We start from the raw sequence: 20,546 nt of genomic DNA, 5'->3' as shown, positions 1-20,546 counted from the left end.
TGTAGCCCTCTCCACTTTGGCGCATCCAAGATCCCCGATGCCGAGGGCAATATCCAAGTCGACTGTTCAGAGCCGGCAGCAACTCTCGCCCCTTGCAGTTCAGAAGCATTCCAAACCTGCGACGGTTCGGCTCGGATCGTCCGAGCCTCTGAACCTATCATCGCTGGAGTTGGCCGATCACCGAAGTTCTATCAATACTCCGCTACATACCATTGTGAGTAAAAGCGTCGTTACGATGCCGGTTGTCGACCTATGGCCATGAACACCATCACGGCCAACCTGCGCTAGGCTTACATCCATGTCATCGCCGATATGGCGACATCCATGCTGACGGTCGTTGCCCTGCTTAGCGGCAAGTTCTACGGCGCTTCGTGGCTGGACCCCGTCATGGGCATCGCGGGTTCAGTGCTGGTCGCCCGCTGGGCAATCGGCCTTTTAAGAGAGTCCGGAAATATCCTGCTCGATGCCAAGATGGACAGTCCGGTGATCCAGGAAGTCCGCGACGTCATCGCGACGAACCTGCCGCAGGCCCACATCACGGACCTTCATGTGCGGCGGGTGGGACGGGGTGCCTACGCATGTATATTGAGGCTGATGCCGCGCAAACTCCTTATAGGTCGCTTGCTGGATAATCTTGCCGGGGCGGTCCGCCGGTCTATCTGGCCGCAAGAATTTTACCGGCCAGACTTAGTCGCTTTTGACTCTTCGACGCACGTGTAAAGAGGGGCGACAAACTGCGCAGCATATATGCCAGAAGGTCGTATAGACCACGCCCTTATACCGTCGACCGACATGCTGCGCCCAACAATGATTGCGACCGGCCAGGGCATGTCCACGTTGTTTCGACGACCAAATGACTTGAAGCTTGCGATATCTGTTCCAGAAAGATGAGGAACCGTCTCGGGATGCGAATGCCAAAAGCCGATCAACCTCAGTCCACGCTCGTTGGCTGTTTCAATCTCTAACCGGCAGCGAGCATCGCTGAGCAGGAGCGCATGAGAGTCGGCTTTATCATCTGGGTGCGAAGGCGTCACTAAGGATAAGATCAGGCCGCGAACGTCGCCGCTATCAACGAAGAGAAGCCCTCCCCGCTCGATACCGCCGGTAGCTTGACGGCTCGCATGCAATACGTCACGCGCCGCAGCGCTCACGAGGAGATCCACGCCGAAGTCTGGCCATGACCAAGTCCACGAAACCGGTGAATCGTTCAAACCAATGCCTCGGGCCAAGGCATCTCACGTTCAAGAAAATGAGCTCCTTCAGGCAGACTGGGACCTTCGTAAGAGCCTCCATGTTTGAGTAGCTGATCCAGATTTCCTACCGTCGAGTGCCACCTAGGATTGGCAGGCTGCTCCGTCAACGTAGCTAATGCCAACTGAGCCGTCATTCCCGCGATGCGGGTCAGCGCAACCGGCGCCCCCGGAATGTAACTTGCCCCGCACGCGGGCAAGGCATACACGCCATTGTTCGGCCAATTCGAGAACCGAGAGGTGAACCTCCCTCGGTCAAACAGCCTACGGGCGTCATAGCCACCGGACGGGGCCACCAGGGCATGGCCAACGAAACCATGCGGCTCACTCCACGCATGAATCAATGACCAATTTGCCCCGGCCGACTTCAAACTCCACAGATACTCTTCCGATGGCCAGTTTGCAGTGGTAACGATAACAACGTCCGCCTTTTCAAGTTCTGATTTAAGCGCAGCGCCGCCGGCCTGAACGGGACATGGAATAGCCGTCACGCAGACACTGGGCACGTCCCTAAGAATACGGGCACGCAAGGCATGCACTTTGACTTCGCCGAGCGCCTGCGTGCCCAGAACGTGCCGACCTATGTTGACGTCTTCAAACCGGTCCGCATCCACAAGCGTCAAACTGCCCACGCCTGACCGCGCCAAAAGCACCGCGATCTCGCCTCCCAAAGAGCCGGCGCCGACCAATATTGCGCGCTTCGCCATGAGAGCTTGAACACCGGGACCGGCTCGATGATGAATGACGATCGGATCCATGACGTCAGTCGGCGTGAACTCCGCGGAGTAACGCCTATTTGACGCCCGGATTGATGTTCGGCGGGCTGACCGACGCCCGTATACACGGGCTCGTCCGCGGTCAATTTCCAAGCTACGAAGGTGAAACGTGTGAATCGCGAGGCCTTCCACGGGAAGACTCACGACGAGCCAACGAGAGGCGAGATCGGCGCTGTCTTTTGTCCACTGCATGAATGCTGGGATGTCTTCCTCGACGAGGTGAGGGATCAACCACGTAATGAAATCAGCTGTCGGAAGCCGAGCCGGCGGTGAACTTTTCAGTCGCGCGAAAAAACCCGCCTTGGCCGTCGAGCGCTGAGGCAGAGCGCGCCTATCGAATCGCTGCTCGAAAGAAGAGATTTCCTCGTAATGTGATGCGGCGATGTATCGAAAATTTCGTCGCTGCAAGTCCGATCGATCACTCACCACATAGAGGGATCCGCTGCATGCCGGCACCCCCACTAACGTCAAGCGGTATGGCGTGACTGCCTGCTGCATCATCCAGTAAGATCGAATTTCCCTGGCAAATTCCGCATCTCGTCGGCCTTGGTCAGCTTCGGCAAGGGAAAAGCGAATCAGCGCGAAAGCCTTTTCGATCGCCTCATCGACCGCCGCTTCAGGCGTCGATGTAACGGGTTGCTCACCGTCGGTGTAAAGGCAGAGCCCGTCCTCCATGCAATGCGGCCAATCCACACGCGGGGAAGGCGTAATCGAAAAATCCAACGGAAGATAGGGAAATGCTGTCGGAAATCCAATTCTGAGGCGACGTTTTTTCCCAAGGTAATCTGGTGGCAGAGCAAAATAGAAGGCAGCGGCTTCACTGCCCGCTGTCTTCGTTTCTTCGAGATAAAGCGCGGCGTCACCAAAGCAGCGTCTGAGTTGCTCGACGCCGCGCTGAATCGCCGGATCCACCGTCGTCTCAGCCAAGGCGATCGACCGAACCTACGTGACGCTGAGAAGCGCGACCAGCAACAGCCTCCCCACTTAGCGCGCGCAATGCAAGCGATGCGCGCGTTACTCCGGGGGCCAAACCAGGAATGCTCCAATTCGCGGGAAGGTCCTTCAACACACTGTCAAGCAAAGTTCGGCTAGTCCCGAACGATCGGCTCATGTCTTCCTGGAACGATTCGAGCGACGCAGTCTCACGAAGACCCAAATGGAACGATGCTTTCGCGCTCTGGTGCCAATCGAAGAAAGCAGTTCGGTATTTATGGCCGTCGGGCCGATTCCATTTCTCGGCGAAATTTTCCCCACCGTCCACAGGATTACAGACCTGCCAGTGGCCTAAATTGCCGTTGATGAATTGCGGCATGATCTCCACAAGTTCCATGATCGCCTCGATGGGACGGCGAACGATCAGAGCGGATCCGTGCGACATGTGCTCGTAGGCAAGCCCCGCGAGCGTTGTGAGAACTGCGGAAATTGGTCGATAGTCGCGCATCGGATTTTCCATAGCCCACATATCACGGTGGCGCTTCAACAACTTGATGGTGGCTCGTAGAACGTTCGCGTCCACGTATTCGCCATAAGCTGGCATGTCTTCCTGGGAGGCGTCGAACGTCATCTTTCGAGCGGTGAGTGACTCCATCGCAAGCACGGGCAGCGTCATGTTGGCTACTTCGTCCAGCCAGTCGCAATAAGCAATCGGGCTGCTCGCCTTCCAGCCTGCTGTCCGATCAGGAACTTGAAGGGCGCCGTGGCCGTGTTTTCCACTATTGGCACGAACGTTCCGGGCGGGAGTCACATCGATGTGAAACCCCGGATTTTCATCTGCGTAAACGATACGAATGCCTCGGCGCAGCGGCTCGATTGGCGCGTTCACACGCGCACCTCCTTCGAACCGCTCGGTTATCGCTTCGAGGACATGGTTGTGGTCTGCGTCATTTGCATGTTCCAGCCAGACCACGGCGTCTGCATCCACCGTCCCCAAATCACCCGTCGCGCCCGGTGCCGGCTTGATAGCGGTGCGCAGCCGAATCGACCCTTGGGGAAACACGTGCGCCCGCCGAAGAATAGGGTCATCGGCAGCCTGCAATATCCCTTCCAGGGTGCCGTAGCGCTCCGAAATAGTGTTGTAAAGGCTTTCTGGCAGCGAGATCGCGTGCGCGGCCTCAAACAGGGTGGCCTCCCAGCTCTTCAACTGAGTTTCATCGAACCGAGGATTCATGCAGCGTTTTCCTTAGAAAGGTGATCGAGGGACACATGACGCCGGAAGGCATCGGTTGGGCCATCGCGGTCGTAGATCCAGTAGCCATGCTGATGATTGGTCGAGAGCAGTGCTCCAAACTCGATAGCAAGCGCGGCAGGAATCGCCGGGAACACATGGATTGGCTGTGACGAGTGCGCTTCTAACTCGCTCAGTCGACGTTGCAGTTGATCGCGAAAGTGGCCGATAAAATCAGCATTTTGGACATATGTATACGCGGGAGCACCGGCGGTGAAGCGTGCAATGTTGGCGTCCGGAAGGACGGCGTTGACATCGCGATTTGGAATGAGCGCGGAGATGGACACGACGAGGGCGACGGGCCGTGCCTGATCCCCATCGCCACTGAACTCGAATGAGAACGGCGACGGGACCGCACTACCATCCGGCCAAACAAGCCCAGTTGCTCGGTCAGACGAATATATTTTTCGCCGCCGCCTATCACCCAACATGTGCCCCAATATCACCAAGCTCGGGATGTCCGCGATAGCGGCCACGCCCACCCAAGGCTCGTCGCCAAGCAAGCTGCGGGCCGGGCTGAGATCTCGGCGGATATGTTTGCCTAGTTGGCTGCGCACGGATCGGTAATAGCGGTCATCCCTGCCCTCGTCGTCAGGCTCAGGCAGTTCAACAACAAGGGGATCTCCCAAGGGCCTGATGCAATCTCGCCACATCGCCGCTTGCAGCTGGCTGGGATCGATCCTCACCTTTGTCTGGAAGTGTCGCCCCAGCACGATCAATCCAGTGCCCGGGTTTGAGTGCGCGCTGCTTACTGCAAATTTCACCGCCTCCAAAAACGCTTCATGCTGAAAGGTCAGGTCTTGGGCCGGATACCCTTGCGGAGTCTTGTCAATGTCTACATGACAAGAGGCGCACAGCAGCATCAAATTGCCAGGATCGTTCGTCAGCGCTTCTGCGGTATCAACCGTATGACCGTCCGTCGACCGCGGACCGTCCGGACTGGCTGGGAGGATATGTGCCACCTGCCCCAATTTGGCGGGGGTCAGCGTGATCCGGTCCTGCGTGAGGTCTTTGCTGCACAGTTCACAGTGACCAGCGGCACGGATCCAGACCGCATCCAGTGCCTTTTTTCCCGTGTTCGATCGGTTCGATCCTGCCATGCCTCTCCCCATTTCCATCCGTTGGCGAAAAGGAACGCATCCCAAGCAATTCCCATGGTGACAGCCCCTTGTCTCGGCAGATGAAGGCTAACCGCAAGAAATCAAGGGCACAGTTCTCAAAATCCACAGTAGGGCCTTCCTGTCGCATCGTCTGAGACCGTTCCGGGCGGACATAGGGCAGTCAAGCGTCCGCGCACCGTGCCCTGGTTTGCAGCCTAGATGCTTTGAGAGGGAGCCGGATTGACCGGACCAATCAAGCAGCGGGGGTTGCCCCACCACCATTCGAGCGGAAGAAACACATGCAGGACCGCGCTGCAAAAGCGGCCCGTTAGGCCATTCTCCGCACGGGCGAATCGGGACGCATCCGGAGAGCTGGTTCCTCAGGCTTGCGGCCCTCGGTCTCCGGACCTGAGCCGGGAACCGAGACGTCCAGCACGTGATCCAGCCACCGCCGCTCATCATCGTAAGCCGCCGCCATCAGTTGCGGCGCCAGGTCAGGCCGGACCGCCACGAAAGCGCCCACCGCCTCCCCCAAAGTTGCAATCTGCCGCCCCTGTTCGGCGGTCGTCAGGGTGATGTCCCCGGTAAGGTCGTCCAGCACGGCCTGGTGCCGACGCGCCGCCGCTTTCAGGCGCTGCACGTGCCCGTCGGCGATCCCGACCTGGTCGTGGAGCTGGTTCCACTCCTTGGGCTTGCCATCGCCCCCCTGCAGCGCTCGCGCTGCTTTCATCTGCCATGGATGGCCAGCTTCCCATGCCCGCACGCGCCTTTCTGCGGCTGCGCGGGTCTGACGTGCACCGTCGAGCTGGTAATCCATGTCGAGCTTGGCCGCCATTCTCCGGTCCCGGTCCTCTCCCAGCCCGCGCAGCTTCCTGGCCAAGAGCACGAGGCCAGATAGCGCCCGCTCGATCGCCCGGACGACCTTCTCCAGCCGTGTCAGCACCTCCGCCTCTTCGGCCGTTGCGGCCAGCGGCACCATCTGCATGAAGCGCGATGTGAAGGACCCGGTGTCCGCCTGCTCCCAAGCTGCCGGCCGAGGCCCCAGCGGGGCCGGCGCCTGGGGCGGGGACGGATCCGGGTCTGTAATGCGCTCCGGCTCGTTAGGAGCCGCCACCGTCGCAACAACGACCCGTGCCACGTCAGCCTGGTCCGCCGTGGACGGCGCCACCTGCTGCTGGGGCAGCACACGTGCCACGGCTTCGCGCACCACGTCGTCGGCCGCCCGCGCGCGCTGGTCCGATAGGTCCACGGCGTGCGCCGCTTCATAGACAAGGGACGGCATCAGGATGTCCCCGCGGAGGGCGTCACCGCGGCGAGTGAAGAACCCGCGGCGTTCCATGGCAGTCACGGCTGGCCCGAGAGTTGGCTGCGGCGTAACGGGGAGTTCCTGCCGGACGTAGCTGCGATGGTCGAAGTCGGCGATCAGACCGACTGCGGCCGTGTATTTGTTCGCCAGCTCCGCCCAGCGCTCGTTCAACTGCTCGACAAACCCGCTCGACGTATTTTTGTTCGAGAGAAGAACCAGCTTCGCACCGGCCCCCCACTCCGAAGAGCCACCCTCAGTCACGATCTCTTCCAAGCGCCGGGTCGGGAAATACAAGTGCGCGTGAAAGCCGATCTTTCCCTCGGGCTTCTCTGCACCCAGTGCATCGATGTTGCTGTCACGGTGCAAACCTAGGGACACTGCGGTGTGCAGCTGGCGACTGATGAAGCGAGCCATCTCTTCCGCCATGTCACCGGCTTGCTGGTCGGTCAAGCCGAACGGGATCGGGATCCGGTAGTCGCGTGCGACCTGGCTGTCTTTCCGCTTCTCGGCTGCCTCGCAGCGGTTCCAGAGTTCGTCCGGATCCGTCGCCCACTCCGGGGCGCCCTCCGGGGCGATGGTGAGGGCCCGGACGATCTCTTCGCCGATTTTGCGCTTTCGATAGTCGTGCCAGATGCCCGTGCGCCGGTCGAGCAGCCGAAGGCCGAGGCGGTAAGCGACGCCAGCGACGGCCGAGTGGCCCGACGAACGCCGGTGGGTTTCAAGGTGGGGGCGGGCGTGCAGAGACATTCATCCTCCTGATGAAGTCGCCTGAGCACAGGCGACGATCGGTCATCCATGACCAAAACATGCAGCGGCGGCCAACCCAGTGCAGCCCGCCCCTGCAAACCATCCAACCAGAACGCTTAGGCATGTCAAGCATCCTTGACATACTGCTTCGCCGGTTACGTGACCGACGTCACGCGCGATGGCAGGGCTGAGCAACCTGGGGACCGGGATGCTCGTTGCGCTCTACGCAGTGCTTGGCTCGATGCCTTAGCGTCTGTTTTGCTGTGAGCGTCATGTTGGCACAACATGGAAGACGCGCTCTTTGCTTTTGATTGTTGCTTGCACGTTTGCATGTTGCTTGCGCGTCTGGATTTTGCAGTGGCTTTTTCGCCTTCCGGTGTCACCTCAAACGATCAGTTCGAGGCGTCCTCTTCTCACTTCAGGAGCGACCTCATGACTTACGAAACACGGACGGATGCCAAGTTCGCCACGCCCTGTCTGCTTTCGTCGGCCCTGACGGCCCTGGCCATGTGGGCGAACACCACATTGGCCGACTTATCCCTTCGCCTAGGCTCGCCCACGCCGCAATGTTTGTCCTACGGCTGACTCCTGGGTGCGCGAAAACGGCGGCGCTGGATCGTCTGCCAGCACTGCCTGGCGGAGCGGCAGGTTCGCACCAAAAGTAGATGACTGCATGGGCATGGCACCACATTTCCGTGCTTCGAATCGTGGTCCCCTGGCTACAGGTTATTTGACCTTCTGCCGACGCTAAGTGCGTCCACGACCAAACATGCCGCCGGACTGATCCATCTTCAACAACTTCTTATGCACGTCCCATACCGCCGTCACGATCGGTTGGATCTCGTAGCTCTTGTCCAGAAGTTGAAACCTTGCCGTGTCCACGTAATAAGCGCGAAAGAGATGTAACGGAACACCGTTTGAGGTCGGCATGGGCCCGATGTATTCGGGAACGATGTGGCCGACCAGACCTCCAGCGAGGTAATCGTCGAGTTTTTCATCGAAATGTTCGACAGCGTTCCGAAGATCTCGATTTCTCAACGGATGTTCATCGGCGATTTGGAGCGCTCCTCGCAGTTCAGCCCCACGCCAGCGATGCTCCGGATTGGCCGCCCACAGGTATCGGGAGAGTGCCCCCGCGTGGACGATCAGGTTCTGCAACTCGGAAAGCAGCCCCGTTCCATACAGGGACCCATACAGGTCGTCAGGACTATTTTTTTGCGCGGCTTCCAGCATCGCATTGACCGATTCAACCGAGCGCACGGCAGAGCTCGTGTTGAAAAGCATGCTTTGAATGTAGAACGCTTGATGCGGGGGATGGATTCCCTTCCCTCTTGGTTCGCACATGCTCATACGGCTCCCACTATCTAGCCATCATCGTGGAGAGCAATTGATCTGGGTCGTGATAGTCATCTCCGCCCACATCCTGGTCTGCCAAAAGGTGACACACCTCGACAAAGTCAACGTATGAACGGAATGCACGCTTGTGGTCAACTTGCCTTTCCTGCGATGCGAACCTGTAACTTTCCGCAAGGCCCGGAAGAAGTCTTTTGAGTTCGTCCACATCAGACGTTGCCACGTCTACGTCTTGAGAAGCCAGCAAGATCCAGGTGCGATCTCGGTTATACATCGTGATTCGTTCGAATGTTCCTAGCAACGGCAAGTGGCGCTGAAGCTCGCCGACCGTCAGGCTTTGAAGGTAGATGTCCCATTTCGGGGGTTGTGTGCTCATGATGCTTTCTCCTGAAGATGCTTTCCGGCCATCGTGATCGAGCCCAGCTCACACCTGGGCCTCGCAGCGGGCAGAGCAACGCGCCCTATCACCGGGTTATGACCGGACAGTCCAAAGTGTAAGAAGCCTCGATCCTGCCGGACTATGGCTATAAATTCCGCCTTCTTCCTCAAACTTGATAGACAGAATATTGCGTGGCGGACTCCGTGCACGCCCACTCTTCTTCTGCTGGCATGCATCCGTGCGCCAGTGGAACCACTGCCCGAGGGTTGTGCACTAAGTGGTTAACCCACGCATCACGACAAATATCGCTGATCGCAAACGTTACGCCCATAACCGCGCTCACGTGCTTGTAAGCAGGGTCGAAGAAGGTATCTGCTGGCACCTGTGCTTTATTGTGGTTGGTGATGTGAGGCCTGTGCTGATGGTCGGTGCTGACCGCCTCCAATGTGGTTCGGTCAATGTGCATCTGCAACGGACCCACAGCTAGCGTCGCTTCGACAGCAAACGGCTTCTGGCTGATTCCATGCAGGAAGCCAGGCCGTGCATTAAGCAATGTATCGTTCACCACGATGACGTAAGGCTCTCCTGCTCCGATGACCCCTTGCTCTAAATAACGCTGTCCCTTTGTCGCTTTCTCTCTGATGGCCGCGGTCCACCGGAGCAAGATCTTCTCATGCGGAAACGAAAATACGCCATTCTTCGGATTAACCCACTCCGCCGGGATGCCTTTGGGCTCCGGAGTGATCAGTTCGAGCCATATTCGCTGCCCGTCCTTCGTGGCAAGCAGATCGGGACCCTTGGACCCGCTGCTTAGCGAGAACCCAGCTTGCGTCATCCGCATCGCGAGTTGAATTTCGCCCAATCGCTGAGCAAAGGAGGCATCTGTGCCATTTACCAACTCTTGGATGAAGTGCTTATCCGCCAATTGCTCCGCCACGAATTTGTCGAATGCTTTAGCCAAACTTTCCTGCACCAGCGCATGGTTAGGCGCTGAAGACGACCACTTCGTTTCGAAGACCTTTATCACCTCAGCACGAGGAATATTCATGGATCGGGCCTATATAGGAATGCCTACCAACACTTTGGTGGTCACCTCGACCCGGCTATCGGGGAATACCGAGCGGTGCCTACGCGTTACCGCTAGCGGCCGCCCAGTTTGACGGCCGCTGATGAGATGAAATGGGGCGGAGCCTACAACACTCGACGAGACAAACTCACCACCGCCTGGCGGGAACTGTGGGGCGAGACCCACGGCATCATGCTGGCACGCCGCGTCCATGAGTCGGGGGCTCCACGACCTGCCGGATAAGCACGAGGCTTCGGCTGTCTACCCAGCGCACGGCCCGAAGTTTGGATGCCAGACATGTTGGAGGGCGTGCGGTCCTAAGATGACACCGCGGCGCTCATAGTCCGGAAGGTGTCATCCGCCTGCGTGGACGGCGGCAACACAACTGTCTGCTCCGTTGAACGCTCCCCGAAGAACGGAGATTGCGATTCCACTCCCGCGATCGGCCAATGCGCTCTATGACTGCGGCCGGCCACCCCACGCAGCGCTTTGTCGGGCTTCTCCGGATTCCCGGCATCCGGCAACGGCCCAGTGGCTGGCGAACTTCCGAGTGCAGCTTAGATCACTACATATGGGTGCAGAACATGGGTGCGGAACATTCGAATGCCCCGTCCCAATTCTACAAGGCGGCTACGCCAAGGGCCTAAGCATTCGTTCCGGGATCACTCGTCATCGCTGTAATCATCAAGGCCTCCGCTGTAGCCCCATCCATAAGGCGGTGGACGGATGGTTCGGATACGGATGATGTTAGTGTTGCCGGCGAGGCGGGTGTAGACGATGTAATGATTGGGTGGCACATTCTGCCGGCACTCCGGTGCGGGTGGAAACTCCGGAACATGACTCACCCTGTCTTGCTCGATATGGTCAATTAGCGCATAAATCCTTTTTTCCAACGCAATCGCCGAGGAAACGCCAGCAAAGTTTTTCCTTAACTCGTAGATGATTTCAAGATCATCTTCAGCCTTCGACTCCCAACTGATAGGCACAGCTCATCCTTGTCTTCGACTAGACGCTTAGCCTACTTTAGCTCTCAGCTGACTGGCTGCAGTTATGTGAGCTTCTTCGGCAAGATCGGCTGCCCACCGCGCTTGCGACCGTGCAAGAACGTCCTCGTGAGCGCGTTTCGGCCTTGGATCGTCCCGCACCTCGCGGAGATCGGCCTCCCAAAGAGCACGCAGCGCCTCTGACCGATCTAGCCTCCGCCGCGTTTTTACCGCTACATTTGCGGCGCTTTCTACATCCAATTCCACATTTCGCACTTGGAACTGAGCGACGTAGTTCACCAAGGTCTCTACCTTAGCAAATCCGCGCGGCGCCTTAGAGGTCGTTGCAGTGAGAACCCATTCGCGGCCTTTGGACAACACGATCAGGGCCCAGGATCCGGCGAGACCTATAGCGCGCGCGCCCTCAATGGCTCCCGCCTCTGCCAGAGTGCCTAGTCCGCCATGGTCAATGGTCGGAAAAGTCCCGTTCTGAACACGTTCGACGACATCGGTAGCCATGGCGCCACTCCTATGATTTATGATTAACTGTAATACGCTTATTGATTGCGCGCAAGCCCTCCCATAGTATCGAGTCCGTGGCAGATGGATAGCGCAGATGAGTAGCAGTCAGCGCGACTGCAAGGGTTTCGGCTGCTAGCCCTACTCCATATTTTGCGCTTGGGTTGGCTGACTGACACGGAGTAACGCCATGGGTGCTCGACACGTCTACATCATTGGAGCTGGCTTTTCCGCCGGCCTCGGCTTCCCGACCATCGGGAATCTGCTGCCGCAGATGTGGTCCGAGATCGAGGAAGAAGGCCTCGCTGAATCGCTGGCTTCGATCATCCGATTCAACCACCCCGATTTCAACGCCAGCAATCCAGACACGTATCCAAACGTCGAGGCACTGCTGTCGGAAATCCAAGCCAACCTAGAGCTATTCGGTTCCAGCCGACCGGTGACCGGCTCGTTGACTTCCAACCACCTGGAGGTCGCACGGGGCAAGTTTCTCCGACTTCTTGCCCGGTCGTTCCACGAAAAGAAGAAGGAAGCACTGTCAACCGTCCCAGCCTGGCTGGAAATCATCGTCGAGAAGATGCGCGACGACGAAGCGGATGTCATATCGTTTAACTGGGACCTGGTATTGGATCAGCTCCTTTTGGGAAGCAAGTTCTCAGCGGCTAGTTACGGATTTGGCGAGCGCGAAGCGGGCCCACGCCTCCTCAAACCTCATGGATCGCTGAATTGGTATCGCGCAGCCGATAACAATCGAATTAAGACAAACAAACGGGTCATATTGGTTGACTCCGAAAATGACGAGGCAGAATCGGTGTTCGCTTTTAGGCCGTTCCGAGCCCCGCAGTCCAACATTGGACGGGAATACATGCCCCTCATCGTTGCGCCGGTTTACTCAAAGCGCTTTGATGGTGCCTTATTTGATGTCCTCTGGCGAGAAACGGTCGCGGTGCTCAGCCGTGCCACCAAGGTCACTTTTATCGGTTATTCCCTTCCGACCGCGGACTTCCACGCACGCTTCATCTTGAGGTGTGGTTTTCACAACCAGGAGAACGGAATGATCCGGGACGTCACGGAACGCGATTTCCCCACTGGCCGTGCTCATGTCACCGTGGTGGATCCATCCAGCGCGGCTCACCGGCAAGTCGCTCAGGCAGTTGGGTGGCAGACTGTCCGGCGCAAAATGAGCGTCGAGGATTGGGTGAATCGCTATCTGGTGCGTAAACCCGCCGTTCCAGATGATCTACCGGATCCGCTGATCGATGAACTGTGATCACCGTGCACACCGGCAGCGCTGACCGACTGACGCTCTCATCTTCTAGCGACGAAGCTGGAGAGCGAACCAGGACTGCGTCCACCGCTGACGATGCTATTCTGCCCTGGCTTCGTCTAGCGTGTCGTTTCGCCGCACCGGCGCGGACCACTATGCTTTGATAAACAAGGCGTTAGGGAGTTGATCGGGATGATTCCCGCCTTAGTTGGTTGTCGAGAAGCAGTGCCTCCAACATCTCGAGTCCTTTGACGTCAGATGCCGGAGGAATGCCCCGGTATTTGTAGAAATGGCGCGGGATGCTCGTCCGGCGCATCTGCAAGCGTCGCTCCCACGGCGACATTCGATCCAGCATGTGGAGCACCCCTTCCACACGGCCATGGAATTCCAGGTAGCCCTTGGCTGTGTCTGACGGTCCTTTTAGTTTCACACCAGTTCCGGTTAGTTAGGACGCATAGCAGTTCGCCCGCATCGTTCCATTTAGAAAGCGACGACAGTTACTCAGACCCTAGACCTTGAATTGAGGCCTGAGCTTGACCCGGCGCGGCAGCGGGGATGACATCCCTTCGGTGATCCGACAATGCCACCACTGCCCCAGAAACAATGGGCTGCTCTGGCAGCGCCGAAGTAGCAACGGGCGCCTCAGAACCACCGCCCTCTCGCTCCTCCCGAATCGATGCCGACAACCGAATCAGGTAGCGAACGTAGGCATAACGCGCCACCCGCGCCTTGATCCCAAACGCGCCCATGATCATCAAGAAAAAAGCCAGGATCAGCGCCTCCGTTACATGGGTCGGAGAAGTCCGGAAGGTCGGTGCCAGGAAGGCGACTAAGCCCGCATAGGCTTCATTCGCCTTACCGGTGAGCAGCGTGAACCCCAGACCGACAATCGCTAAATCCTTCCCGACGAATAAGGATATACGCCGGTCGATCGCCCCAGACTCGTCTTCAAACCAGGCATCTGCCTGGGCAACGGCCGGCTTCGGGTAGGTGGCAAGCCGAGCCGCAATCGCCATATCGTGTTTGAAGCTGCCCCGACTGTGGTGGTCACGGACCTTCCGATGGACGACCTGGAGAAAGGTGGCGACCGCATCGCTGATCAACATTCCATACCAAGCAAGAATATCAAGGAAGCCTACGGCGAGCCCGATGGTGACAGCCCAAGGCGGCAGCGGCCCGGTAAGGAACTTTCCCAGTCCAAAAAGCAAGACAGTCCCAAGCCCTACGAGGGCGGCGAGTAGGCTGTAGCGGCTTGTGCGCTGGAACCACTTCTCCAACTGGGTCAACTTCTCGCTGGATCGGTAAGGACGAACGGTTAGCAGATCGTCGAATAGCTCTTCAGCCTGGCTCATGGGACCTCCTCATCTTGGCCGGTTATGGAGCACGCTGCGCGCTCTTGCGCGCAGCTTGCGGGCGCACGGTCTCAAAACCTGCGATTGGATTGCGGCGGATATACTCTGTTGATGGATACCACGACCGATGAGCTCATCCTCAGCGTAGCCACGCTGGTCCGCGATGCGGCCGCCACGGGCGACGCCACCTTGGCCGGCGACTTCGATGACCCGATTCCGGGCCCAGATCATCGCCGCCAAAGCCAACGCCGGCGGCCATGTCGACCTGGCCATCGCGGCACCGCATTTGGTCATCACCCTCGGCCCACCCGGGTCGCTTCCTGGCGATGGCTATGGGGCGGGCATGCTTCGGCTCGCCAATGAATTCGACCGCATCGGGTTCACCCCGCTGTAGCCGAACCCACCTCGTGAAGGGTCGCCAATTGAGCCGGGCGATGGCGCGATAGCCAACGCACCAGCGTCGGATCCTCCAAGAGTGCGGAGATCACCCCTCCCAGGACGATGGCCTCCAGAACGGCCAGGCCCTCCGCCCGGCCGTTCGCAGACAGCCGGGCCGATCGCCCCAGCGCGACACGATGAATGCCATGGAGCATTCGGCCTTGCGTTCAGGCGACTCATCCGTTGACCCGATCCCCCACCCTGATTTGGCGCCGCCTGATCCATCGCAGTCGCCTGCCCCTCGCTGGCCGACGGTGCTGGCGAACATCCACCGTTCGTCGGCCACTTCTCACTTGGCCGTTTTAACCACCAGCATTTTGGTGGTGAGCGGGATTTCACGGGAGTCGTCGAATGTCTTAGTGACGCCGATGGTTCCCGTCAACGCCGCCGGTTCATTCGCTGTCCCCGGAGGATCGCAAAACAACCACACCTGTTCAACATCCCCAGGGGATAGCGCCGCGGCACCGACGATGACGGCGCCTGAAATGTCCGTGGTGCCCGCAGGATCCGTATCGATCTTGAAACCCCATCCATTGGGCATGTGCACGACGCTGGCCAGGGTCAGATTTTTGCCATGAATCTCCAAGCCGACGATCCGTTCGCCTGGGTGCACATCGACGCCTTTGAACGACAAGACATAGTCTTTAGCGGATGCCGGAGTCACCGCCCAGAACGATGCCGTCGCGAAAACAAACGCGCTGAGCCTCAGATTCCTACACATGCATACGCCATGCTCTCCGAGAAATCCCCGTCATCACAGATGACGGGAAGGTTTCTTTAGCGAGCACGCACACGGGCCGAGGACGCAAACAGGGTACGGGCCGCCATCCACACCCCAATCAGGATGATCGACACCAGGAGCGAGTTCAAAATGATTGCCGCGATGATGACGATTGCGGGATCGACACTGATTCGCTCAAGAGGGAGCAGCGTCAGCGGGAAGCTGAATGCGTCATTAAGTCTATTTTTCCCTATGCATCCGGCATAGCAACTCACCGAATTCAGACCCGTGATCACCGACCCAGCCAAATGCGCTAGAAAGATGACAAGCCAGATCAGTGTTAGTTTTCGTCTACTCACGGCTCTCCCCACATGCGAGTGTGCAGCTTCTCGCTCGGATAATAGTTTGGCCCCGGATAGTAAATGTCGCCACCCAGTGAACCGAGGTTGTTGAGCATTTTATTGGGGATGGTGGGGAGAAAGTGATTTTCATACGGGTGCTGGCCGCCTGCTTTCAGAACTCCGTTCACAAAGTCACCACAATTGAAGCGAAATGCACTGTATGGACGCCCGACATTTTTTCGAGCCCAGTCATTCATTGCCGAATCCGTGTCAGACGTCGTCGGGATGCCGTATTGCATTGGATAGTCGCTGCCCCACGTCGACTCAAAGTCTGCCAACTTATTGTAGAACTGCATCACGTCGTGTTGCACGCCGTCGCGAATGCCTTGTTTTGAATAGTAGGTCCACCCCGACCTCTCGCTTCCCACGAGAACGGCTTCGTGCCCAGCAGACCTTCCAAAAATCATCGCGGCGCTGGGATCGATGAGGACGATCGCGTCGGTGCCGTTGGGATCGACGAATGTCAGAGGATTGTTCAGCGTGTATGCGTAGGTCGAGCTCCCGCCGCTCAGACCGATGGGATCGCTCTGCAGATACCGCCCAGTCCCCGGGTGGTAATAGCGATGGCCATTGTAGACCAGCCCCGTCTCGACATCGAAGTATTGGCCCGGGAAGCGCAAGTTGAACATGTAGTTCCCGGTGAAAGCACGCTCACCAAAGGGATTGGCGGTCGGAAGCCACTGCCAAAACATGCCGCTACCGTCCCCTGCATCCACACGCCGCGGCGTGCCCAAACCATCGGCCACCACAAAGATGGGCGAAGTTCCGTCCAAAGCGCCCACCGGCAAAGCGTCCAGCCAGATGTATTCACGCGGCAGAGAACCGTATTCGCCCAACAGCTGGCCCGCTTCGTCATACACGAAACGTTGCGTGGGCATCGCGTTCGCGGTCTTCGACACCCGTTGACCCCAGGCGTTGTAAGCGTAGATTCCTTCCAAGGTTCCGGTCATGTCGACTTCCGAGAGATTTCCACGGTCGTCATACGTGTAGGTGTAGAGCACGCTTGGCACTTGGCGCTGAATCATGGAGCCGTTGGCGTCAAACGCCATCGTCTGACCGTCAATGTCAGCCAAACGATGCGTGCCGGGCTGATAGGTATAGGTCCCCTTGGAACTCACGCCGGATTTGCTCGACGTCTTGCTGAGGCGGTCGCCGGTCTTGGAGTAGCTATAAGCTTCGTTGAATGCCGTGGATTGGACCGCGGTCAGCCGATCCAGCGGGTCGTAGGCATACGTTTCTCCTGCCGCGCTGGTGGGGGTGTCGCGCAATCCCACAACGCGGTTCGATGCGTCCCGATCATAATGCGCCGTGAAGTGTGGGCTGGTGACGTCAGTCACCTCACCGTTGGCGTCGTAGGTGCGGGTCACGAGCTGCCCGTTCCCATGGGTGTAACCGGTCACGGGGCCGAAGGGACGGTAAGTGACGCCACTGACGATCGTCAGGGCCTTGCCCCCAGCGGGCGTGGCGCTGATCGCCGTGATTTGACCCAGGGCATTGCGGGCATACGCCACGACGGCCCCGCTGGGCATCGCCGTGCCGGCCAACCGCCCTGCCCGCGTGTAGGCATAGTCGGTCGTGTCGGTGGTCCCACCCTGCGTCTGCCGCTTCTCGGTGACCCGCCCTGCGTTGTCATAGCAGAAAGTGGTCGTGACCCCGGCCTCCACAACACGGGTCAGACGCCCGACCGGGAAGGAAGTCGTGCAGCCCGTGGTGCTATTCGCTTCGTCGTAGCGGTAGCTGACGTTGAGCTTGGCGTTGGTATAGGTGTCAGCTGTCGTGCGGTTCAGCCCATCATAGGCATGGGTCACAACGGCACCCTTGGCATCGGTGTAGGTCAGCGGGTTGCCGGCGGCATCGAAGGTTGACGCCTGCGTGCCCGTGTCGGGACTGGTCAAGCCAACCGGATTGCTCAAACCGTCGAGGCTCGACGTCGTCACCAAACCGTCGGGGTCGGTCACCGACTTCACCTGATTCAGCGCATCCAAGGTGAACACGCTGGTGGTGGCCTTGGTCGCCGCATTGGTGCCGTTGGCGTCGGCGACGCTGCTCACCAGGCGGTCCAGCACGTCAAAAGTGCTCTTCTGGGCCGTCCCCAGCGCGTCCTTGGCCGACACCAGGTTGCCGTTGGCGTCGTAGCTGCCGCTGGCAGTGGCATCGAAGACCACATGGCTCAGACCGTCGGTCACGCTGACGAGCTGACCAAGGGTGTTGTATTTCCGAGCCAACGAGCGCACCGACACGCCCTTGGCGTCGAAGGTTTCCTCTTTGATGCGGTTGCCGGAAGCATCGAGGGTGTAGTGGATGTGCTCACCCGCGCCGTTGGCCACATCGACCAGACGATGGGCGTCGTCGTAGCTGTAAGTCACCACCACCCCATCGGGGTCGGTCACCGATTTGAGCGCACCCGCGGCGTCATAAACCAGCGTTGTGGTCGCGTCGCCGGCCGAGGCGGAACCGTCGGCATTGGCTCGCACGGTCCGGCTGGCAAGCCAGCCGCGCGGCGTGTAGGTGACATCGGTGATCACCCCATTGGCGTCCTTCTGACGCACCGGTCGGCCGTGGCGGTCGTAAGCCAGCGTTGCCGTGACGTGTCCTGCCGCATCGGTGACCTGAGCCAGGTCACCCGCGCGATGGCAGACGCCACCGACCGTGGCGCAACCGCTCTCGTCCGAGGTCAAGTAGTAAGCATAGCGGGTGACATCCGACACATCGGTGCGCGGCCCGTCCACGCTGAGCAACAGGCCGACCTGGGGGCACTGCGTGGGGTCCACGGCATCGCAGTAGGCGTAGCGGGTCTGGCGGATGCCCTGAGGCGCATTGGCCTGACTGCCGCACGCGTAGCTCGTGGTCACCGCCGGGTCGACCGCGCACTTAGCCAAGACTTGGCCGCGCGGATTGTAGGTCCAGGTGGTCCGGGCCACGGCCACGCCGTTGGCGTCCAACACATCCTGCGTCAATGGGTTGCGGTGGAGCACATCCCACGTGGTGTTGGTGGTCCGCTGTGCCGCCGTGCCAGAAGCCTCGATTTGCTGGGTCAGCAGCCCATTGACGTCGTAAGTGGTCTTGGTGACCGTGCCCTTGTAGTCCGTGGTCGTGGCCGGGTAGCCGTTGGTGTCATAGGTGACAGCCTTATCGCCTTGGTTGCACTGGTTGCCGCAATACGTGCTCGTGCCGCTGGGTTTGAGGGTCTGCGCCCCGTCATCGGCGAAGTTCAGCGTTACCACCAAGCCCAACGGGGTGGTCAACGAGGCGGGGGTGCCACCGTTCTGGGTGAAGTTGTAATACGACAAGGCGATCTTGTCGGCGCCGCCGGCAAACTGACTGCTCGTGCCCCGGTTGTTTTCGTTGAAGGTGGTGGTTTCATACCGCACACCCTTCTCATCGACGATCCCCGTCAATTCGCTGGGATACTTGGTCGGCGAGGCGGCATACGCGGCCTCGGCGTAGAGATACTGGCGGCTGGTGCCGTCGGCGAAGGTTACCTTAGCGAGGTTGCCGCTGTCGGCGTAGGCATACCCGATGGTCTGGCCGGCCGGGTCGATGACTTGGCTCAGCCGGCTCTTGGCGTCGTAACGCAGGTTGAGCACCCGGCCCTGCGGGTCGGTCACGGCAATCAAAAAGCCCGCCGTAGGCGCGATAGCCGGTGCGGTCGTGGCGTCGCTGTAGGTCAGCGTGGTGACCCGTCCGTTGTCGTCGGTGATGGTCAGCAGGCGGCCGGTGGCATCGTAGCGCTCGGTTTCGTTGGTCGCCGCCAAACGCAGGACGTAGCCGGTGCGGGCTCCCGTCGTCGGGTCCCTGTCGATGCTCAAGGTCTCGGCGGCATCGGTGTCCGCCTTTAACACGCCCTTGGTGCTGGTGAAACGCACCATCGACCCATCGGGGCGGCGGACATACACCAAGCCACCTTCGGTGCCGCTGCCGGGCATCAGATCCACCCGGCGATCAAACGAGTGGCGCCACTTCGGGCCCATGGTGGTTGACACCACGTAGCTCGACGAATTGTAGAAGCGGCGGAAGGTCAGCCAGGGCGAGGTGCTGACGTCGGTGTCTTGACGATACACGTTGCCGTTGGTGGCACTGATGGGATCACCGTTGAAGGGCGTGCCCCGGTCGGTGCCCTCTTGCTTGGTCGTGCCGTTACCACTGCTGCCCCGTGGACCTATCGAGTCTTGTTGGCCTCCATTGCCGGCTGTGCACATGGTGCGGCACCCGCCGGCATTCTTGGGCTGAAAGCCATAGCCGGTGACATCTTCGGCCCAAATGTAGGCGAGCACGTCGCTGGTGCTTTTGCCATCGCTGCCGACCCGGGTGATGACGATGGTGGCCGCGGTGCTGGTTTTGCTGCCGCCGTAGGCGACCGAATAGGTGTGCGGCACGCAAGTCAGGTAGGTCTGACACGCGGTGTCGTAGTGCCCTTCGATGGAATTGACCGCGGCATCCACCGACATGAACCCGCCCTCCGAACCCCAGGGCGTGTTGTAGTTGTAGGGCGGGCCATAGACATAGTCGGCGTGCGCCGACCAGCTGCCCAATGCCATCAGCGCCAGCGCTCCAAGCCGTCGCCAGAGCGACCGGGTGCCACCTTGCCTTGCGGAAAAATCCATGACCGCGTCCCTTTGCGAAAATTCGCAGAAGCTTACGCGGCACGACTTGTAGGGGTGGGC

At 59.4% G+C, this 20,546-nt stretch carries 18 protein-coding genes; 4 read left to right on the top strand and 14 right to left on the bottom strand.

Annotation, left to right across the window (positions count from 1 at the left end):
* The first annotated feature begins 324 nt into the window (after nt 1–324).
* Nucleotides 325–720, top strand: a complete 396-nt coding sequence (locus AB8808_RS08615) for a cation diffusion facilitator family transporter (RefSeq protein WP_369928499.1) — start codon at nt 325–327, stop codon at nt 718–720.
* On the opposite strand, the gene AB8808_RS08610 is transcribed toward AB8808_RS08615, so the two are convergent.
* The 5 genes from AB8808_RS08610 to AB8808_RS08590 form a co-directional block, all read right to left on the bottom strand.
* Nucleotides 675–1,151: a Mov34/MPN/PAD-1 family protein gene (locus tag AB8808_RS08610; protein WP_369931354.1), complete on the bottom strand. Its 477-nt coding sequence runs from the start codon at nt 1,149–1,151 to the stop codon at nt 675–677. The genes AB8808_RS08615 and AB8808_RS08610 overlap by 46 nt on opposite strands.
* 56 nt (nt 1,152–1,207) lie before the next feature.
* Nucleotides 1,208–2,953, bottom strand: a complete 1,746-nt coding sequence (locus AB8808_RS08605) for a ThiF family adenylyltransferase (RefSeq protein ID WP_506193254.1) — start codon at nt 2,951–2,953, stop codon at nt 1,208–1,210.
* Nucleotides 2,946–4,193 (bottom strand): nucleotidyltransferase domain-containing protein, encoded by a 1,248-nt coding sequence (locus AB8808_RS08600; protein WP_369928496.1) that lies wholly within the window; start codon nt 4,191–4,193, stop codon nt 2,946–2,948. The genes AB8808_RS08605 and AB8808_RS08600 overlap by 8 nt, the downstream gene beginning before the upstream one ends.
* Complete coding sequence (locus tag AB8808_RS08595) at nt 4,190–5,350, bottom strand: HNH endonuclease (RefSeq protein WP_369928494.1); 1,161 nt, start codon at nt 5,348–5,350, stop codon at nt 4,190–4,192. The genes AB8808_RS08600 and AB8808_RS08595 overlap by 4 nt, the downstream gene beginning before the upstream one ends.
* A gap of 328 nt (nt 5,351–5,678) precedes the next feature.
* A complete protein-coding gene (locus AB8808_RS08590; protein ID WP_369928492.1) occupies nt 5,679–7,403 on the bottom strand; it encodes a MobA/MobL family protein in 1,725 nt (574 codons plus the stop codon).
* 285 nt (nt 7,404–7,688) lie between these two features.
* Here AB8808_RS08590 and AB8808_RS08585 point away from each other — a divergent pair, with 285 nt between their 5' ends.
* A complete protein-coding gene (locus AB8808_RS08585) occupies nt 7,689–7,988 on the top strand; it encodes a hypothetical protein (RefSeq protein ID WP_369928490.1) in 300 nt (99 codons plus the stop codon).
* Between the two features lie 162 nt (nt 7,989–8,150).
* Here AB8808_RS08585 and AB8808_RS08580 read toward each other — a convergent pair whose 3' ends face one another.
* The 5 genes from AB8808_RS08580 to AB8808_RS08560 all read right to left on the bottom strand — a co-directional run bounded on the left by AB8808_RS08580 (nt 8,151) and on the right by AB8808_RS08560 (nt 11,703).
* On the bottom strand, nt 8,151–8,663 hold the full coding sequence (locus AB8808_RS08580) for a hypothetical protein (RefSeq protein ID WP_369928488.1): 513 nt from the start codon (nt 8,661–8,663) through the stop codon (nt 8,151–8,153).
* 100 nt (nt 8,664–8,763) lie between these two features.
* Nucleotides 8,764–9,132, bottom strand: coding sequence for a hypothetical protein (locus AB8808_RS08575; RefSeq protein ID WP_369928487.1), 369 nt, complete (start codon nt 9,130–9,132; stop codon nt 8,764–8,766).
* Between the two features lie 169 nt (nt 9,133–9,301).
* The gene (locus AB8808_RS08570) at nt 9,302–10,183 is read right to left on the bottom strand and encodes a hypothetical protein (RefSeq protein WP_369928485.1); all 882 of its coding nucleotides are present in this window, start codon (nt 10,181–10,183) and stop codon (nt 9,302–9,304) included.
* Nucleotides 10,184–10,863: 680 nt separating this feature from the next.
* Complete coding sequence (locus AB8808_RS08565; protein ID WP_369928483.1) at nt 10,864–11,187, bottom strand: hypothetical protein; 324 nt, start codon at nt 11,185–11,187, stop codon at nt 10,864–10,866.
* 27 nt (nt 11,188–11,214) lie between these two features.
* Nucleotides 11,215–11,703, bottom strand: coding sequence for a hypothetical protein (locus AB8808_RS08560; protein ID WP_369928481.1), 489 nt, complete (start codon nt 11,701–11,703; stop codon nt 11,215–11,217).
* A gap of 190 nt (nt 11,704–11,893) precedes the next feature.
* On the opposite strand from AB8808_RS08560, the gene AB8808_RS08555 reads away from it, so the two are divergent.
* Nucleotides 11,894–12,973 (top strand): hypothetical protein, encoded by a 1,080-nt coding sequence (locus tag AB8808_RS08555; RefSeq protein WP_369928479.1) that lies wholly within the window; start codon nt 11,894–11,896, stop codon nt 12,971–12,973.
* A gap of 494 nt (nt 12,974–13,467) precedes the next feature.
* Here the strand turns inward: AB8808_RS08555 and AB8808_RS08550 are convergent, their stop codons facing one another.
* Nucleotides 13,468–14,322, bottom strand: coding sequence for a YuaM family protein (locus AB8808_RS08550; protein ID WP_369928477.1), 855 nt, complete (start codon nt 14,320–14,322; stop codon nt 13,468–13,470).
* A gap of 205 nt (nt 14,323–14,527) precedes the next feature.
* Here AB8808_RS08550 and AB8808_RS08545 point away from each other — a divergent pair, with 205 nt between their 5' ends.
* On the top strand, nt 14,528–14,716 hold the full coding sequence (locus tag AB8808_RS08545) for a hypothetical protein (RefSeq protein ID WP_369928475.1): 189 nt from the start codon (nt 14,528–14,530) through the stop codon (nt 14,714–14,716).
* A gap of 333 nt (nt 14,717–15,049) precedes the next feature.
* Here AB8808_RS08545 and AB8808_RS08540 read toward each other — a convergent pair whose 3' ends face one another.
* From AB8808_RS08540 to AB8808_RS08530, 3 genes are read right to left on the bottom strand one after another with little or no spacing between them, the layout of a single operon-like run.
* On the bottom strand, nt 15,050–15,481 hold the full coding sequence (locus AB8808_RS08540) for a hypothetical protein (protein WP_369928473.1): 432 nt from the start codon (nt 15,479–15,481) through the stop codon (nt 15,050–15,052).
* A gap of 56 nt (nt 15,482–15,537) precedes the next feature.
* A complete protein-coding gene (locus tag AB8808_RS08535; protein WP_369928471.1) occupies nt 15,538–15,840 on the bottom strand; it encodes a hypothetical protein in 303 nt (100 codons plus the stop codon).
* Nucleotides 15,837–20,486, bottom strand: a complete 4,650-nt coding sequence (locus AB8808_RS08530; protein WP_369928469.1) for an RHS repeat-associated core domain-containing protein — start codon at nt 20,484–20,486, stop codon at nt 15,837–15,839. Before AB8808_RS08530 ends, AB8808_RS08535 begins: the two co-directional genes overlap by 4 nt.
* Between the last annotated feature and the right edge of the window lie 60 nt (nt 20,487–20,546).

Origin of the sequence: Xanthomonas sp. NCPPB 2632 (genome assembly GCF_041228075.2) — a bacterium.
Taxonomy (GTDB): domain Bacteria; phylum Pseudomonadota; class Gammaproteobacteria; order Xanthomonadales; family Rhodanobacteraceae; genus Luteibacter.
This window is presented reverse-complemented; position numbering and strand designations above follow the sequence as displayed.

Bases quoted from the DNA above. Each gene is read 5' to 3' on its own strand.
- AB8808_RS08615 (WP_369928499.1), top strand. From the start codon at position 325: ATGCTGACGGTCGTTGCCCTGCTTAGCGGCAAGTTCTACGGCGCTTCG.
- AB8808_RS08600 (WP_369928496.1), bottom strand. From the start codon at position 4,193: ATGAATCCTCGGTTCGATGAAACTCAGTTGAAGAGCTGGGAGGCCACC.
- AB8808_RS08595 (WP_369928494.1), bottom strand. From the start codon at position 5,350: ATGGCAGGATCGAACCGATCGAACACGGGAAAAAAGGCACTGGATGCG.
- AB8808_RS08590 (WP_369928492.1), bottom strand. From the start codon at position 7,403: ATGTCTCTGCACGCCCGCCCCCACCTTGAAACCCACCGGCGTTCGTCG.
- AB8808_RS08585 (WP_369928490.1), top strand. From the start codon at position 7,689: ATGGAAGACGCGCTCTTTGCTTTTGATTGTTGCTTGCACGTTTGCATG.
- AB8808_RS08575 (WP_369928487.1), bottom strand. From the start codon at position 9,132: ATGAGCACACAACCCCCGAAATGGGACATCTACCTTCAAAGCCTGACG.
- AB8808_RS08570 (WP_369928485.1), bottom strand. From the start codon at position 10,183: ATGAATATTCCTCGTGCTGAGGTGATAAAGGTCTTCGAAACGAAGTGG.
- AB8808_RS08560 (WP_369928481.1), bottom strand. From the start codon at position 11,703: ATGGCTACCGATGTCGTCGAACGTGTTCAGAACGGGACTTTTCCGACC.
- AB8808_RS08555 (WP_369928479.1), top strand. From the start codon at position 11,894: ATGGGTGCTCGACACGTCTACATCATTGGAGCTGGCTTTTCCGCCGGC.
- AB8808_RS08550 (WP_369928477.1), bottom strand. From the start codon at position 14,322: ATGAGCCAGGCTGAAGAGCTATTCGACGATCTGCTAACCGTTCGTCCT.
- AB8808_RS08545 (WP_369928475.1), top strand. From the start codon at position 14,528: ATGACCCGATTCCGGGCCCAGATCATCGCCGCCAAAGCCAACGCCGGC.
- AB8808_RS08540 (WP_369928473.1), bottom strand. From the start codon at position 15,481: ATGTGTAGGAATCTGAGGCTCAGCGCGTTTGTTTTCGCGACGGCATCG.
- AB8808_RS08530 (WP_369928469.1), bottom strand. From the start codon at position 20,486: ATGGATTTTTCCGCAAGGCAAGGTGGCACCCGGTCGCTCTGGCGACGG.